Origin of the sequence: Candidatus Nitrosocosmicus agrestis (assembly GCF_008389435.1) — an archaeon.
Lineage (GTDB): Archaea > Thermoproteota > Nitrososphaeria > Nitrososphaerales > Nitrososphaeraceae > Nitrosocosmicus > Nitrosocosmicus agrestis.
Genome location: NZ_VUYS01000003.1, coordinates 1 through 14,837, shown reverse-complemented (window position 1 = coordinate 14,837; position 14,837 = coordinate 1). Strand labels below are relative to the sequence as shown.

Sequence of the window (14,837 nt, the reverse complement as noted above, 5' to 3'; positions counted from 1 at the left end):
CTATTCTTGACAAGTAGTATATATAATGAGTTTAAGGTAATGGCATGAACAAATTAATAACTGGAATTCTTTTGGTCTTTATTGCAGCAGGTATTATTGCAGTCCATGTTCCAAACGTAATGGCTACGATATTATCTGATGATGAGTCTCTGGGACTATGTGGAAATGAAGCTGCCGGACAAAAAGGCAACAGTGCTGCAGGTCAAGAAGCAGAACAAGGGCAAGGAGCAGAATCAGGTGCACAATCAGTCTCTCCTGAATTTAATGCATTAACAGCTAATAATCTAGGATTGCAGACCCAACAAAATGGTGAATGTATTCCTACCATTGATCAACCACCTGTAGGAGATTCAACAATTCCAGGTATAACCAATTAGTCATTTTCAGTCACCCTAGAGTGGCTCCACTTTTTTTCCAGGTATCGCGTATGCAATTTCCCTATTTAACGATTCCAATATAAATAACAGCCGATGCAAAACTACAGGTATACACTTATATAAAAAATAACTTCAGAAAAACTAATTCAAAAATCAATAATACAAAACTACATTATAACCATTAACAGGTAGAAATCAAGTATTGAATATATATCATATATACTTACATGCATGCATGCAAGGTAATTAAGATGAGATATACAAACCACACCATAAGACATAATATAAATTAATTTAATATATAAGCTAGATCATGAAAGAAGGATTATCTTGCATCATGACAATATCTAATTCTAGATTTACTTTTTTGATTTTTGTTAGTGGAACCGCTTTGTTGGGTTTAAGCAAATCCAGGACAGTTACAACCAACGGATTTACAAATCGGTGGAGCATCACCTAATTCCACGGTAACATGAAGCGATTTTGGATGATTACACATTCTGCATGTTACAAAGTCTTCTGGAGTACTTACACTCATGTTTTACTATTAGATATCATTTTATAAATAGATCATATAACAAATCATCCTGGATACCAGAGCAAAGTTTATAAAAATTCGTCTTTCATATTGAGATTCAATTACTGTGTTTACTACTATTAAGAGTTAACAATATGTTTAACAAGCTTTTTTTTATCTATTCTAATTGGCCCATCATAGTTTGAACCATTTATCCTTACTGATGTGACAATACCTTTGGCTTTCATCCATTCAATATTGCTTAGAAAAGAATCAAGAATCTCCTTTCCGTAGTAACCACTATTGGCGGCATTGTTCTCATGATCAAGGCATTTAGAGATACTGTCAAGTAAGTCGTCAATAGAATTAAATACAGGTTCCTTCTCAGGATTTTTTCCTATTATTATATGAATGCAAGTCATTGTGCTTCTTATGACCTCAAATTCTTTAATCATTCAATAAATACCAAGTAAACCAAAAGCAATTCCATAATATATAGAATTTAGATCAATTATATTTCTGCTTTCTCTCATCATTTGGACTATGTATATTTCACAGTTATGCTCTGGCTGACCAGATATATAGAATAAATTTATCTCCAATACAATAATATGGAAAGGTTAGGAAGTTCAAGTTTCACATCTGAATCACTTGTAATTATGGAAACAGCTTTAGAAATCCTTCAGAAGTTACATTTCAAATTTAATTGAGCAATTTTCAAAATATATTATCTATTTTGTTGCCAACGATATGGCAATAAAAAATGGATTTATTCATTCAGAAGTGATTAAAGCATGTTCTAACAATTATCCGTCTAAGCAGGTAGACTGAAATCTATATTGTATTTTAGGATAATAGTCTCCACCTTATAAAAAGACAAAAAGAAAAACAACAATGTTAACATCCTTTGCTAATCTGAATATGCTATTGGAACCTAATTACTTTGGTCAAAGATGCATGAATTTAAGAAATGTTGTACAAAGTTGGGTAATTTAATAGGCGAAATGAATGTGTCAGATACTGGAAAGCAAAAAAAATTTCATGACTGTGAATCTGTAGGAAGAAAATTAAGGAATAGCCATTTGATTTCAGAAAAGTCTGCTGTTGCTCACAATTACAACTTACTATGTTCGGTCCAACTCATTACTATGTCGGAGAAGGTAATTATGTGGTTCAAGCGGATGAGAACCACTAAACAATCTTCGTTTCTTCATGATGCAAAGGAACAGTTTAATGGAGAGGATGATAGTGCGCGTATTTCAGTCGTACAATCTGAACCAGATCCTCTGACCTTAATAAGGTGATTCTTAAAGGGAAAAGGAATAGATATTGCATCCGCAACCTCAGCAACCCATGCCTACAACAAATTTCAAAAAGAGAACAAATTAAACAAACCCAGTGAGATGTGGTTTTAGATACTCATCTGACAGGTAATGGCGGTCCTGCTTTTGCAATCAAAATTCATCAAACTAGCCTAGAGCAGAGAATAATAGTAATACATCTACCCCAAATCATCTTCTGCGTCCCTGCTTAAAGGAGATCGGATTTTTGTAAAGATATTCTAACATGCCCTTTAGGCTGATGTATCTGGCGTGCTTTTTAGGTATATAGATCGATGTTAATAGGGCCAGCATTATTACATTAGCAAAGTAAAAGCATTACTAACAGTAATTGAATTTAATCACAATTATCGAAAGACAATATGATGTAATTAATAGAATTGACGATAATCAGCTCTTGTCATCTGAACGTATAAGTTTCACCGTTATCCTCACGTTGGTAAAAATAAAGCAAAAAAATTGAAATATTAAGACTCGTCAGAGATAGTAATATCCTTTATTACGTTAAAACTATTTCCAGAATTATCATCGTGTATCGTATATGTAATTACATAATCACCTTCAGGAAATGGAGAAGTCTGGGTTATTGTGAAGGGAATAAAGACTTCCTTATTTTCATGATGTGATACGATTTCGCTAACTGGAATTCCCTGTTGTCCAGTCAGGACATTTCCGTCAGTGTCTGAAATTATAAAGTCTGCTGAAAAGTTGATGGTATGTAATTGTTGGCCATCGCCACTTTCGTCATCATTGTTACTACCTTCCCCTACAGTTCCGTATTCAAACCCAACCGGTTCGATATACAAAACTATTTCCTCTCCAGGCTTAAAGTTATTAGAATTTTTTTCCTCATATACACCATATCCGCTAGCAGAGGTAACAAAAGTATCAAAGGCAGAAGAGAAGTCTGAGGCTTGGGGTTGAGCACTCAATCCAGTAACTGTCCCATTAACCTGTGCAAAAACGGTATGGAACAAAACCCCGGATATTGCAAATGCTGCTGATAAAAAGATTGCAGACAGAATTGTAACTTTATTTTTGTGATGTGTCACTATTTGCCTAAATGACTAGTACTAAATATCTTTATTGATAATCCTAGTTCTTAATAACAACCGGCATATCAAGAATAAATATAAAATAAATTCGAAAGCTCTTAGGGATCAAAACTCTTCCAGAAAAAATAGAGTGTGTTATTAGATATGCCATAAAGGTGGAGACAGCAATTTTAAATAAATGTTTAATGATAAAAGAATATGAATAGTTCAAAAATTTTGGCAATTACTCTTTTAGCATCAGTAATGTTGTTTGCAACAAATGCAGTAGTCCCTGGGATAAATAACATGATTACAGGAATTCCAGAAGCACATGCATCACAAGCAGGTGATGAAAAGGAATGTTTGTCATCTTCTTCGGCACTATTCTTTGATACTCAGTCTTCATTAACGGCTTCAGTATAATCAAAAAATCCTTTTTTTAGTTTTTTATTTTATTGCTTTCAAGCTGGAAGATTTTTCCTAAATAAGAACAAAGCCACCAAATTAGAAATGCATTGTATTTATCATACAGGCTAATATCAAGGTCTAATTCATTTTATGATATATTTTTTATTTTGAAGGGTAAAAAATTGATAATTTCAAAACACAAAACATTAAAGCATAATTTTATCACAATTTTTTATACCAAATAATTTAAATAAAGAATCCTAAAATTGAAACCTTGTAGTTATTTCTAAATTCGTTTCAAAACTCCTCTTAACAAATCAAATACGAATCGTCGTTTATAGAAAAAAGGATGAGAGAAACTTTAAGCAAGCAAGAATTTAATTGACTTTCAACTCGCTAAAAAGCAATTACAGAGTCAAAATTTTGCTTTTAAGGATGGAGATTTGAATAAGTATTATTTGTCAATTTCAAATATGCATTTGGCAAACAATTTGCATTTGGATAAATTATTATTAAAAAATGCCTATTTAGCCATGGATATGTATTTTATGAAAGATATTATGAGAAGAAATTATCGTGAATGAAGCTATTATTATCCCAATTACATCTCTTAGAATTTCGTCGTTTCCAGGTTCATTTACTATCACAGAGTATCTAAACACAAAACTATAGACATCAAACAGCCAAAAGGCGAGGGTACACCAAGCAAGAATTCCAGCTAACAGTGCTCCTAGTCTTGCTCCATACCGAATGAAGTAAATTGCAAAAAGAATTAACAGATACCAAATAATGGCAATGGATAACCAAAATGGCTCTAGAAATTGTGTTCTCGAGTTCAAGAAGTAATATGTGGTGCCAATGGCCAATAGCAGAATTAAAGATGTTAAAAGAATTTTGTAGTTGAGTGAAAGTGATGTTTTCTCCTTTCTGACATGATTTGGATCTTTGTTCTTCTTGTATCTGTTTTCTTCTATAAGGCAATATTGCAATGACTCCTCAAATGATTTTAACTTGAGTGGGATGAGATGTACTATAGAGTCATCTTTTACTATTGCTTCGTGTTTTAAACTGTCAATAAGTGGTCTGGCTAAGGAAGCTTTTATCGGAGTTACCAAATCTACCCAATAAGAAGACAATCTCGGTGTCAAAAATGGAATAATAAGTATAATTATCGACTTGCCAAGGATTCTTGCATATATCTTCATCATATCCATATATGTAAGAACGTCAGGTCCACCTATATCGAAGGTTTTATCCTCGGTGTCTCTGACGAGCATTGATTTAGACAGATATGCTACCACATCGTCCAAAAAGATTGGCTGGCACTTTGTTTGAACCCATTTGGGACAAACCATAAGAGGCAACCTTTCTACCAAGTATCTTAACATTTCAAACGAACCACCTCCACTACCCAGTATCACAGCTGCCCGGAAAATAGTAACACTGGATTTTGAATTTTTCAGAATCTCACCCACATGTTTCCTGCTTAACATATGTTGAGATAACTCATTTTCATTACCATGGGTCAATCCTCCAAGATAGATGATCCTTTTGACGTTACATTCATCTGCCGCTTTACTAAAGTTTTCAGCAGTCTGGGCTTCCTTAACAGAGAATTTTTTCCAATTTCTTGAAGAACCTTCCATCGAGTGGACCAAATAAAATGCAATATCAATATTTTCCAATGCTCGTTTGCAATCTTCATATTTGCTTAGGTCTGCTTCAACAATTTCAAAATTTTCCAATTTCTTGATTGTTTCAGATGAAAGAAAACGCTTATTCCGAGTTACACATCTTACGGACAAGGATTTTGAATCAAGAGTGTCATTTTGGTTGCCCTCCTTGATTTTGACAAGCTCTTTTAATAATCGGCTGCCGATGAATCCACTTGCACCGGTAAGTAGGATCGTCAAATGAACTCCTTTTTGCTTGCAATCGTAGAACATATCAGAGAGTTCTGGAGATTCAGTTTTGATCTTCATGGTAATATGACGTTCCTTTGCATATTATTTTTTATTCAGTATTACTTATATCAACTATAAATTGAAATTTCATTATACATATCAAATTAATCAATAATAAGCTGACCTTTAATACATAGCGCCTGTATATGTATCATCCTGTTAAAAATGTATCTAAGTAACGTTCTATGATATATATGAAATAACTAAGGTCCCAAAATGATCGTAAAATACACATCATTAAAATTGAAAATATAGATAATACATATTGATTTAGAGATACATCACTATCAAGAACACCAAGCATTGATTGTATTTACATGGAGGTCACAGAATGGATAAAACTATCCTCAAAATACACCTCCTATTACAGCGGTCCTTAACCCATGTAAAGCATTACATAGAGTAATTCGTTCCTAAAGTAACCACACCGTACCAAATATAGTTCCAGTATTTACATGCAATACAAAGCCAATTATTAGTTCAGTATAAGAATCAATCAATCCCATCCATATTGCTTTAACAATGAAGCAAGTATCGGTCGAATGGTTGGGAACAAAATTAATGCTTACAATGATCCAAGACCTCCCAATTCGAATATGAAACCGGCTAATGGTCAATTTAAAACAGTAGTTTAGGAGATTTAATATAACTTGAGGTAGATATATCACATATTTTGTTTTCAATTTATTAATCAGTTGCCACGTTAACAAATAGTACTTAAATAAGGCATTGTTATAGATAGGACAGTAAATTACTATAATAATTATTGCAAAAAATTTTTGAGACGTATTAAAGCAGTTGATTCGCATTCCTACAGTTAAATAAATCAGATTGCAACCAATAATGGAGTTATTGGTTGCCTGCATTGTAATAATTCAATGCGTGCAAAGCAATGACCCAATAAGAAGTATTTAATATTAAATAAATCAACAACAATTTTGGGTTGATAAATAATAACCACGAAAATTATATATTTCAAAATAATAATACAACGACTCACTTCCAAAATCAGGAAAAGTAGATGACATATAGAGTATTACGATAGAAATAGAGAGAGACATATTTATGGAAACGAAGGCAAATGTTCTAAATATATATTTCAGTTTAAGAGTAAATTAATAAAAATGAAAAAATATTAATATAACAGAATATAATACAAGGTAATTTAGTTGCATCTCGACTCCCGTACGACAAAAGGAAAAGTATCAAATTAAATCAAAGGCAAAAATAAATTTTCAAAATAACTATCTGAACCTCATTAGAAAGATATTTTACAGGAATAATTTATGCATCTTAGATAATGACTAAAAATTTATTGAATGAGTATCAGAATCTTAACTCTTTTAGGTTCGGCATCATAGCAGTCACTATCGTAATTCTAATTTTGACATTCTCAAACCCAAATGTATATGGACAATTGGGTTCAAATACTTCTAATAGTCTTGATAAGCCAAATAACATCCCAATTTCCAACCAAACGGATTCAAATTTACCAAGCGAAATTTCAGATATATCCAATAAACAAAGCAAGAAACAATTCAAACAAAGTTATGATAATAGTATTCAAGAAAGAGCATTATTGCTCGATTTAATAGGGGTTAAAATAGAAAACGTTATTGATAAATCCGAGGCAATACTAGAAACCACTAGTTTTGTACCTCAAATTAGAAACATGTCGTTTATCAATCAAATCGATCAAGAAAAACTAAATGGTATTCCAGAGGGATTAGATTTGGCGAAAAGAGACATGGTAAGGTATCTTCTTTCCCAGTATCCCGAAAATTTTGTATCGATTTTGTTTCAATTACCTAATGGGGATGTCTATTTGCTTGAACCTTTTTCACGTCAGATAAATCTTACGACTCATAATCTATCCTTTCGAGACTATTACAAGAATGTCACAAACTCTCACAAGCCTTTTCTAGGTAATGTAATCATCTCAGCATCGTCAGGTCAAAAACAGGCACAGCTTGCAGTACCATTGTTCGAAAATGTAAAGGTAAATGGATCATTTAAGAACAGTTCAAATTCTTTTCAATTGGCTGGAATTTTATCTTCAGGGCTAAACTTTAACACATTTGATAAGTTACTAAACACCAAAGCAAATTTGGACAAATCTAAAGAAGTAATGGTATTGACAGATGGCAACGGCACGATTATTTCCAGCTCAAAATCAAACTTGATGAATTCATCAAATAGAACTTCTTTTGACGATTTAATTGCATTTAAACTAGCACTTGAGGGAAGAAACGGGACTTTGACTGAAGATATTGACGGTATAGATGCATTGGTCTCTTATCGCCCAATACAAGGTCCGTCAAATTCATGGACATTGCTATGGATAAAACAATTAATCTCATAGAACAGATTCGTAAGTCATCTTTAGCCTTTAAAATACTCAAGAATTAGTATCGAACAAGGGGTATTGAGTTATCTCTTTATTTTTATTTAATATAATATTTATAGAACCACGTATTGTAATTAATTTTTCAAAACGAATTATACATATTAAAAATGCAATTCACCGGATCCAAAGCTACTAAAGGATCTAAAATTATCTAAAAGATAAGGATTATAGCCTAAGATAAAATTTTAAATTGTATGAACACCCAAAATGTTTGTTTTAGATCTACATACATTCATTTAATATCGATTCAATTTTGTCTTTTAGTTGAAGAAGATTTTTTCTACTTACAATAATATTTTCTGATTCTATTAGTTTCTCGTCTACAAAAGTTTTCCTAACTATAGAATATTTATCTTTAAACGCATGTTCTACTTTGTCCTGATTAAAAAGAGGGGTAATCTCAATTGTCCATCGAGATCTACTCGGGTCGTTTAACCCATTGCCATTCGGATCCATTAATGGTTTGTCAAATGCTCCCTCAACATTTATTTTTTTATTGTTTGCTTTTATTTCTTAAATGATCTCTTAGATTGAGAAGTAAATATATATTATAAATAAGCAGAAAACTTTGTAACCAAGTACAGTTTTGCCGATGCTACCTAATCTTGAAATTGAAGAAAAACACCTATCGAAATAGTGTTTAAAAATACTTGATAAATAGGTTAAATTCATGAGGCAAAGGAGTCTATCCAAGATAAAATAATGCAAACAAGGTCATCATAAACTAAATGGTTGTCAAAAAGAACACGAATTCATGTGAAGTGTAAAAAAAGATTTGGTTTCGCTATGTCAGGTTCTAATTAAAATAATTTTATTGAGACCTTGATATATTTTATAATAATAATATATATTTGCGAACTAACTTTTTCAATTATGAAGTAGGTTACTAACTAAATATATCAAAGTTAAATTTCAAATTAGATTTAATGTATCAAAAAATACTAAGAAAACTAAAAGTTACGAAAATGAGAATATGCGACAGTTTTAAATATTGATTTTTGACTAAAAATTGTAAAGGGATTGTGACCATTGGATTTCTTCAATTGCGCCATTGTTGCATTTTCATAAAGTAATATTCTGTTTTATAATAACAATTATGTGATACCTGTTTTCAAGTCAGCATTTTAACCTTCAGTTATGGCTCCTTGTACAAATACCACAATCGTCAATGTTTCACCCAATAATGAGTCTGCTGCAAATTTATCAACGATTTCCAATATACGCATCGTATTCAAGGTCGATTACAGAATTTAATAAAACATATCTATTAGTCAAGATAATACTACAGCCCATCTTAGGTTTAGGTTACATGGACAGTTTCAATTTACAATCTCATAATCTTTTTAACTGAAATGTTACTCCTACCATTATTATTGCTATTGGTGTTATAGAGTCACCATACTCGTAGTATCAGACAAACGATCTAGAAAAAATCACGAAAAGAGATTATCTTACCTAAGTTAGGGATCGAATAATTTCAAATCTCTCAATTTTCTATTATTTTTAAAATATAATTACTGTAAGAAATGAATTAAAAATTCACGGTAAAAGAACGATCTATAATTAGTGAATTAGTTAAATTAAACAGATCAGTATAACTTGATTCGTATTAGGTGTGCAATAGAATAAAAATTTTTTAGACCTTGTAGTTCATAGTCATCTTGCTGCAACTCATAATCTACATTTTACCGGTTCTATTTTTTGGCCTTAAAGAGGTTTTTATCTTAAAAATCAATAGTTTGAGATTGGAAGTGAGTTTGTAAAATTCCATTGCATAATTATATATGATGATGTATTTTTTATCCTTTCCCCTATGTCAATCAACAGCCCGAGATACATTACCAGTATGTTGACTTCTTTGGTCGTTCTAAATTATACAAACTAGCAATTGGCAGTTAGTCTCAGATTTTACATGTAAGGTATTAGAAGTACAGATAAAAAGATTCTATTGAATATATGCTGCCAGATAAGAATATATCATGAGGATCTCTCTTTTGCTATTGAAGATGGCAAAAACATCAACAATAGTCTCAAAGGCATCAATAATGATAGCAGCGACAATTATTACTATCTTAATGATATTTTCAACAAATGGAGCTACCGAAATAGTTCTTGCAACAACCAGTTCGAATCAAACTCAGAATAGCGAACCAGTCAGGGTGGCTGCAGGGGGAGGCAATGGAACAGCTCCATGGACAATATATATACCTCAAAGTATCAACATTAAAGCTGGCCAAAGTGTAACATGGGATAATCCAACAACTGTAGGCGAACCTCACACTGTAACGTTCGTTCGTGATAACAATACTATGGCGGATGTTGTATCACCTCTCGGGGTATCTAACGCCACAGAATTCATGACACTTCCTCCAGGATCTAATAATGAACCAATATTAATACCAGGAACTGATGGCACCAATACACTCATAGCAGTAAACGCAAGGACCTTTAACCCTGTCGTGATAGATTCAAACGGCAGTGCAAACTTTATGAATCCAAATGCAAATTACACTATGACCGGCACAGAAAAATATGTTAACTCGGGCTGGTTTCTGCCCCAAGGTTTCGAACAAGAATTTCCTGGTGCTGGAAACACGTTTACTGTAACCTTTGAAAAGCCCGGAATATACCCCTACGTTTGTATCCTACATCCGTGGATGGTTGGAAGTGTTAATGTACAATAGCGTATGATAAAAAGATGAAAATTCATTTTTATAGTTCATCATCTTTTCATTTTTAATCACAGTAAGCAATTTTTTTAGAAAAAGTTCAAGTATTGATAGCAAGGTTTTTGACAATCAATCTTTTGAATCTTTACTAATTGATTCCATCTAATTATGAGAATGTCCTGATAATGTAAATAAAAAGAGATAAAGATTCTCAAGCTATTTGCATTGTCCTTTTGTCCAACCCACACTGTATCCTTTTGCGTAAACACCAGTACCTGGAGAGTATCCCCAACAATGATTATGATCCCACCATCCCTGTTGGCATCCATTTATCCAAGTGTTACTTTTTCCAGAGTAATTAGAGCAATAGTAAGGAGGCGCAGACTGGCATTCACCTTTTTTCCACCCCACATTATAGCCGTTATAGAATGCATTGGATTCACCGTCAGGATCGTAAGCGTTGCAATGATTATGATCCCACCATCCCTGTTGGCATCCATTTATCCAGTTCTGAGATACTCCTTTGTAGTCTTTACAGTAATAAGGTGCAGCGGCAACAGAATTAATAAAAATTAGACTTGGTGCCAAGGTCATTGAGCCCGTGACAAAAGCGATCAAAAGAATCTTTAGATTAGTATCCATCAGATTGTTCTAGAATTTAGATATATAAAAGGTTTAATTTTGACATGATGAACAGAGCATTCCACTTACTTTATAATTTCCTTACAGGTCAATCTCAAAAATTCAATAGGAGATATTCAAAGATAATAGGTAATTTTTTGGTCTTAAAGCCTATTTCAATCTATCAAATGAACCGGCAAAAAACTCAAAGGATATGAGAAGACAGGAACAAGTTTTAAAACTTTAACATTTAAAATAAGAAAAGATCCCCATAATATATTTATAAACCCTAATATTTGAGATTCCCACATAAATACGACAATCTTTCAAGGCTTTTTCAGAGTTAATGATATTATACAATTGAGCCACACCTTTATAATTCTCATTTTAATTGTTACCATGATAAATCCAAAAGATTTAATATTTACTCAGCTAGTAAGGTTTTACCATTTAGTAAATAAAGTGAAATTCATCAAAACATATTATTGTATTCTTATATTTACTAATTTCAAAGGAGTCAATTTCTATACTATCATAGCAGGAAATTATTTCATATTTTTGTCATAGAAACAAGAAATCAAATTAATCCTTCGATAACTCAATTTTGATATTTAATATAAGAATATTTTTTGGCAAGGTACTCATTAAAAATTTGCTAAACCAATTTGTAACTTCCATGATGAAGTATTGCTAAATGTTTTCACAATTGATAATACTTAGTCGAATTGGAACTTTTATGAGTTGTCAATAAATCAACAGTATTAGAATTACCACAGATGTAAATACCTTAAAATATATTAGGACAATAGTCATCGAGACAGGTGGGTTCACCAAGTAAACTATTTGGAATTTTTGCTATTCACAGTCCTGAGTCATGTCCTCTCAATAATACAAAAAGGAGATTTTTAAAGAGACATATAACAAATTGCGATCCAATGCGGCAAAGTATAACGTGCAGGAAATTAGCGGCTTTTATATGTCAGTTTTAGAACATGAATGGTTTATTTTGGTTCATTCCGAGAGTGCTCACGGTATTGAGCAGCTGTGTATTGAATCTGGAATATCAACCTTTAACACAGTAGAAATAGTACCATTAACAAATTACCAAGACGTATTAGAGAGAATTCAAAACTAATGAAGAATATGTTTTGGTAGAGGATTAATTATCATCATAACGGCATTTTTATTCACTTAAAATTAAAGAATGCATCGTTTGTCTCTGAAGAACAAGGATGGTCAGTTTCACAAATATTAGTAAAACTGCAATACTAGTAGAGTTTATTTGACATCGTCTTTATCTACAGACAGATGATCATTACCGTATTTGCATTCCGAAACCAAGATCGGTAATCCAATCAATCGTATTTATCAATTATAGATTAAGGAACTCCTGACTTTCAATAGGTAACACATTCAGATTTATAATCTTGTTTACTTCAGGTAAGATATCCTAGCATGAATAAAAAATCAGGTCATCATAGAATGAAGCGTTTTGATGAACCGATATTGACGGCTTTTTCAGATCTTTTCGTCAGATGCCTTGAAAATGAAGGAGTAGAATATGTATTTGGAATACCAGGAGAAGAAAATATCCACATTATTGATGCATTGTATAACTCATCTACGATCCGGTTCGTTTTAGTACATCATGAACAGTCGGCATCTTTTATGGCTGAAATGTATGGACGTGTTACAGGAAAAGCAGGAGTTTGTTTATCTACATTGGGTCCAGGAGCCATAAATCTACTATTGGGAACAGCAGATGCTAATACAGATAGTTCACCCCTTGTGGCCATTAGTGCACAGGTTGGCCTTTACCGCTCCTATAGGGAAACGCATCAATATGTAGACTTGGTGAGTATGTTTAAATCAGTAACAAAATGGTCTTCTGAAATCAAACTTCCTGAAACTATGCCAGTAATGGTTAGAAAAGCATTCAAGATATCGCAAACCGAACGACCTGGTGCATGTTATTTAGCCATTCCAGAAGAGTTAGAAAAAACGACAATTAGAAAAGAAATTCAACCCCTACATGTTTCAAGAGTATATCCAGGTTCGCCTTCTGAATCTCAGCTCCTTCGTGCTAAGGACTTGTTAAGAAATTCAAGAAATCCAATTGTCCTTGCGGGTCATGGGGCTGCAAGAAGTGATTCACAACAAGCACTAGTTAAATTTGCAGAACATACAAATGTTCCAGTAGCCACTACTTTTATGGGTAAAGGCGTATTTCCTGATGATCACCCAAATTCCCTTGGGACTGTAGGATTTATGCATCATGATTACGTTAACTTTGGTTTTGATAGAGCTGATCTGCTGCTGTGTGTAGGATATGATATGCAAGAATTTGACCCAATAAAAATAAATCCGAATGATGATAAGCAAATAATTCACATCTCAACTCATCCTGCTGAAGTCGATGCTCATTATACAGTAACAGTTGGTATCCAAGGAGACATGTCACAAACTCTTCTAGAACTTACCAAAGGAATAGCCAGAAAGGAAACGGACATAGCGAATTCTTGCAAAATTCAGAGTCTTTTAAGAAAGGAATTAGAATATGGAAAGCAATCAGAATCTTTTCCAGTAAAGCCACAAAGGATAGTGTATGACATACGTAAAGCCCTTGGAAACAAAGACATAGGTTTAGTTGACACAGGGGCTTTGAAGATGTGGATGGCCAGGTTATATCCCACCTATTGTCCTAATACATGCCTTATTTCAAACGGATTATCCACAATGTCTTTTGCCCTTCCAGGTGCAATAGGAGTGAAAATGGCGAAGCCAGGTGACAAAGTTTTGGCGGCAACAGGAGACGGAGGTTTTCTTATGCTTGGAAATGAACTAGCCACCGCTGTTAGAGAGAAAGTTCCGATTGTAGTTTTAATATGGGAAGATCAATCCTATGGATTGATAAAATGGAAAATGGATACTGAATTTGGACACCATTCCGGCGTGGACTTTAAGAATCCCGATTTTGTAAAATATGCAGAAAGTTTTGGTGCAAAAGGTTACCGTGTTAAAAAGACACAAGATCTTCTTCCTTCCCTGATTGATGCATTAGCAGACAACAAATCAGTGTCTGTAATTACCTGTCCAGTTGATTATTCAGAAAACATCAAATTGACAAAAAGATTGGGAGAAATATCAGATTTTCAGTAAAGAAACCAAATAAATTCAAATAAATCTATTCAAATTTATTTATTCATAGTTTGGAAAAGTCGTACTTTGAAAAAGTAACTATAGCATATGTTTTGATTAAATTAAATCAAAAAGAACTTTATTGAGCAAGGGATGAATTGGATTAAGAAATACAAATTTTTTGTGGTGCTAGGAAATTACACTCTTCAATTATTAAATTGTAGACTGTTGTATGGGCTCTGTTCAGTTAACGCGTTTTAACTCCTTGTTATGATAATCGACAAAGAGATTTAACCAGTTGCTTACATGCTTTAACTTACAATTCTTCATTCTACACGGAAAGTAGTCATCAAAGCATTCGG

At 32.9% G+C, this 14,837-nt stretch carries 13 protein-coding genes; 7 read left to right on the top strand and 6 right to left on the bottom strand.

Annotation, left to right across the window (positions count from 1 at the left end; all coding sequences use genetic code 11):
- Window positions 1-44 precede the first annotated feature (44 nt).
- Entirely contained in the window at window positions 45-377 is a 333-nt protein-coding gene (locus F1Z66_RS01955) for a hypothetical protein (protein ID WP_149861930.1), read from the top strand.
- Window positions 378-777: 400 nt separating this feature from the next.
- Here the strand turns inward: F1Z66_RS01955 and F1Z66_RS15160 are convergent, their stop codons facing one another.
- Together F1Z66_RS15160 and F1Z66_RS01950 are read right to left on the bottom strand one after the other, a co-directional pair.
- Window positions 778-915, bottom strand: coding sequence for a hypothetical protein (locus tag F1Z66_RS15160; protein ID WP_154670465.1), 138 nt, complete (start codon window positions 913-915; stop codon window positions 778-780).
- 119 nt (window positions 916-1,034) lie between these two features.
- A complete protein-coding gene (locus F1Z66_RS01950; protein ID WP_195907449.1) occupies window positions 1,035-1,316 on the bottom strand; it encodes a hypothetical protein in 282 nt (93 codons plus the stop codon).
- A gap of 561 nt (window positions 1,317-1,877) precedes the next feature.
- Between F1Z66_RS01950 and F1Z66_RS01945 the strand changes: the two genes are divergently transcribed.
- Complete coding sequence (locus F1Z66_RS01945) at window positions 1,878-2,198, top strand: hypothetical protein (RefSeq protein WP_149861928.1); 321 nt, start codon at window positions 1,878-1,880, stop codon at window positions 2,196-2,198.
- A gap of 503 nt (window positions 2,199-2,701) precedes the next feature.
- Here the strand turns inward: F1Z66_RS01945 and F1Z66_RS01940 are convergent.
- Window positions 2,702-3,286: a hypothetical protein gene (locus tag F1Z66_RS01940; RefSeq protein ID WP_149861927.1), complete on the bottom strand. Its 585-nt coding sequence runs from the start codon at window positions 3,284-3,286 to the stop codon at window positions 2,702-2,704.
- A gap of 201 nt (window positions 3,287-3,487) precedes the next feature.
- On the opposite strand from F1Z66_RS01940, the gene F1Z66_RS01935 reads away from it, so the two are divergent.
- Window positions 3,488-3,691: a hypothetical protein gene (locus tag F1Z66_RS01935; protein ID WP_149861926.1), complete on the top strand. Its 204-nt coding sequence runs from the start codon at window positions 3,488-3,490 to the stop codon at window positions 3,689-3,691.
- 512 nt (window positions 3,692-4,203) lie between these two features.
- Here the strand turns inward: F1Z66_RS01935 and F1Z66_RS01930 are convergent.
- A complete protein-coding gene (locus tag F1Z66_RS01930; protein ID WP_149861925.1) occupies window positions 4,204-5,658 on the bottom strand; it encodes an NAD(P)H-binding protein in 1,455 nt (484 codons plus the stop codon).
- A gap of 1,282 nt (window positions 5,659-6,940) precedes the next feature.
- Here F1Z66_RS01930 and F1Z66_RS01925 point away from each other — a divergent pair.
- Window positions 6,941-8,002 (top strand): PDC sensor domain-containing protein, encoded by a 1,062-nt coding sequence (locus tag F1Z66_RS01925; protein WP_149861924.1) that lies wholly within the window; start codon window positions 6,941-6,943, stop codon window positions 8,000-8,002.
- Window positions 8,003-8,269: 267 nt separating this feature from the next.
- On the opposite strand, the gene F1Z66_RS01920 is transcribed toward F1Z66_RS01925, so the two are convergent.
- Window positions 8,270-8,503 carry a hypothetical protein gene (locus tag F1Z66_RS01920; protein ID WP_149861923.1) on the bottom strand — a complete coding sequence of 78 codons (234 nt, stop codon included), beginning with the start codon at window positions 8,501-8,503 and terminating at the stop codon, window positions 8,270-8,272.
- Between the two features lie 1,523 nt (window positions 8,504-10,026).
- Between F1Z66_RS01920 and F1Z66_RS01915 the strand changes: the two genes are divergently transcribed.
- Entirely contained in the window at window positions 10,027-10,731 is a 705-nt protein-coding gene (locus F1Z66_RS01915) for a cupredoxin domain-containing protein (RefSeq protein WP_195907448.1), read from the top strand.
- Between the two features lie 201 nt (window positions 10,732-10,932).
- Here F1Z66_RS01915 and F1Z66_RS01910 read toward each other — a convergent pair whose 3' ends face one another.
- Window positions 10,933-11,358 (bottom strand): hypothetical protein, encoded by a 426-nt coding sequence (locus F1Z66_RS01910; protein WP_149861921.1) that lies wholly within the window; start codon window positions 11,356-11,358, stop codon window positions 10,933-10,935.
- Window positions 11,359-12,262: 904 nt separating this feature from the next.
- Here F1Z66_RS01910 and F1Z66_RS01905 point away from each other — a divergent pair.
- Together F1Z66_RS01905 and F1Z66_RS01900 are read left to right on the top strand one after the other, a co-directional pair.
- Window positions 12,263-12,472 carry a hypothetical protein gene (locus F1Z66_RS01905; RefSeq protein WP_201448613.1) on the top strand — a complete coding sequence of 70 codons (210 nt, stop codon included), beginning with the start codon at window positions 12,263-12,265 and terminating at the stop codon, window positions 12,470-12,472.
- Window positions 12,473-12,819: 347 nt separating this feature from the next.
- Complete coding sequence (locus F1Z66_RS01900; protein WP_438502936.1) at window positions 12,820-14,496, top strand: acetolactate synthase large subunit; 1,677 nt, start codon at window positions 12,820-12,822, stop codon at window positions 14,494-14,496.
- Window positions 14,497-14,837: the final 341 nt, after the last annotated feature.

Bases quoted from the DNA above. Each gene is read 5' to 3' on its own strand.
- F1Z66_RS01955 (WP_149861930.1), top strand. From the start codon at position 45: ATGAACAAATTAATAACTGGAATTCTTTTGGTCTTTATTGCAGCAGGT.
- F1Z66_RS01920 (WP_149861923.1), bottom strand. From the start codon at position 8,503: ATGGATCCGAATGGCAATGGGTTAAACGACCCGAGTAGATCTCGATGG.
- F1Z66_RS01930 (WP_149861925.1), bottom strand. From the start codon at position 5,658: ATGAAGATCAAAACTGAATCTCCAGAACTCTCTGATATGTTCTACGAT.
- F1Z66_RS01925 (WP_149861924.1), top strand. From the start codon at position 6,941: ATGACTAAAAATTTATTGAATGAGTATCAGAATCTTAACTCTTTTAGG.
- F1Z66_RS01910 (WP_149861921.1), bottom strand. From the start codon at position 11,358: ATGGATACTAATCTAAAGATTCTTTTGATCGCTTTTGTCACGGGCTCA.
- F1Z66_RS01915 (WP_195907448.1), top strand. From the start codon at position 10,027: ATGAGGATCTCTCTTTTGCTATTGAAGATGGCAAAAACATCAACAATA.
- F1Z66_RS01935 (WP_149861926.1), top strand. From the start codon at position 3,488: ATGAATAGTTCAAAAATTTTGGCAATTACTCTTTTAGCATCAGTAATG.
- F1Z66_RS01950 (WP_195907449.1), bottom strand. From the start codon at position 1,316: ATGACTTGCATTCATATAATAATAGGAAAAAATCCTGAGAAGGAACCT.
- F1Z66_RS01900 (WP_438502936.1), top strand. From the start codon at position 12,820: ATGAAGCGTTTTGATGAACCGATATTGACGGCTTTTTCAGATCTTTTC.
- F1Z66_RS15160 (WP_154670465.1), bottom strand. From the start codon at position 915: ATGAGTGTAAGTACTCCAGAAGACTTTGTAACATGCAGAATGTGTAAT.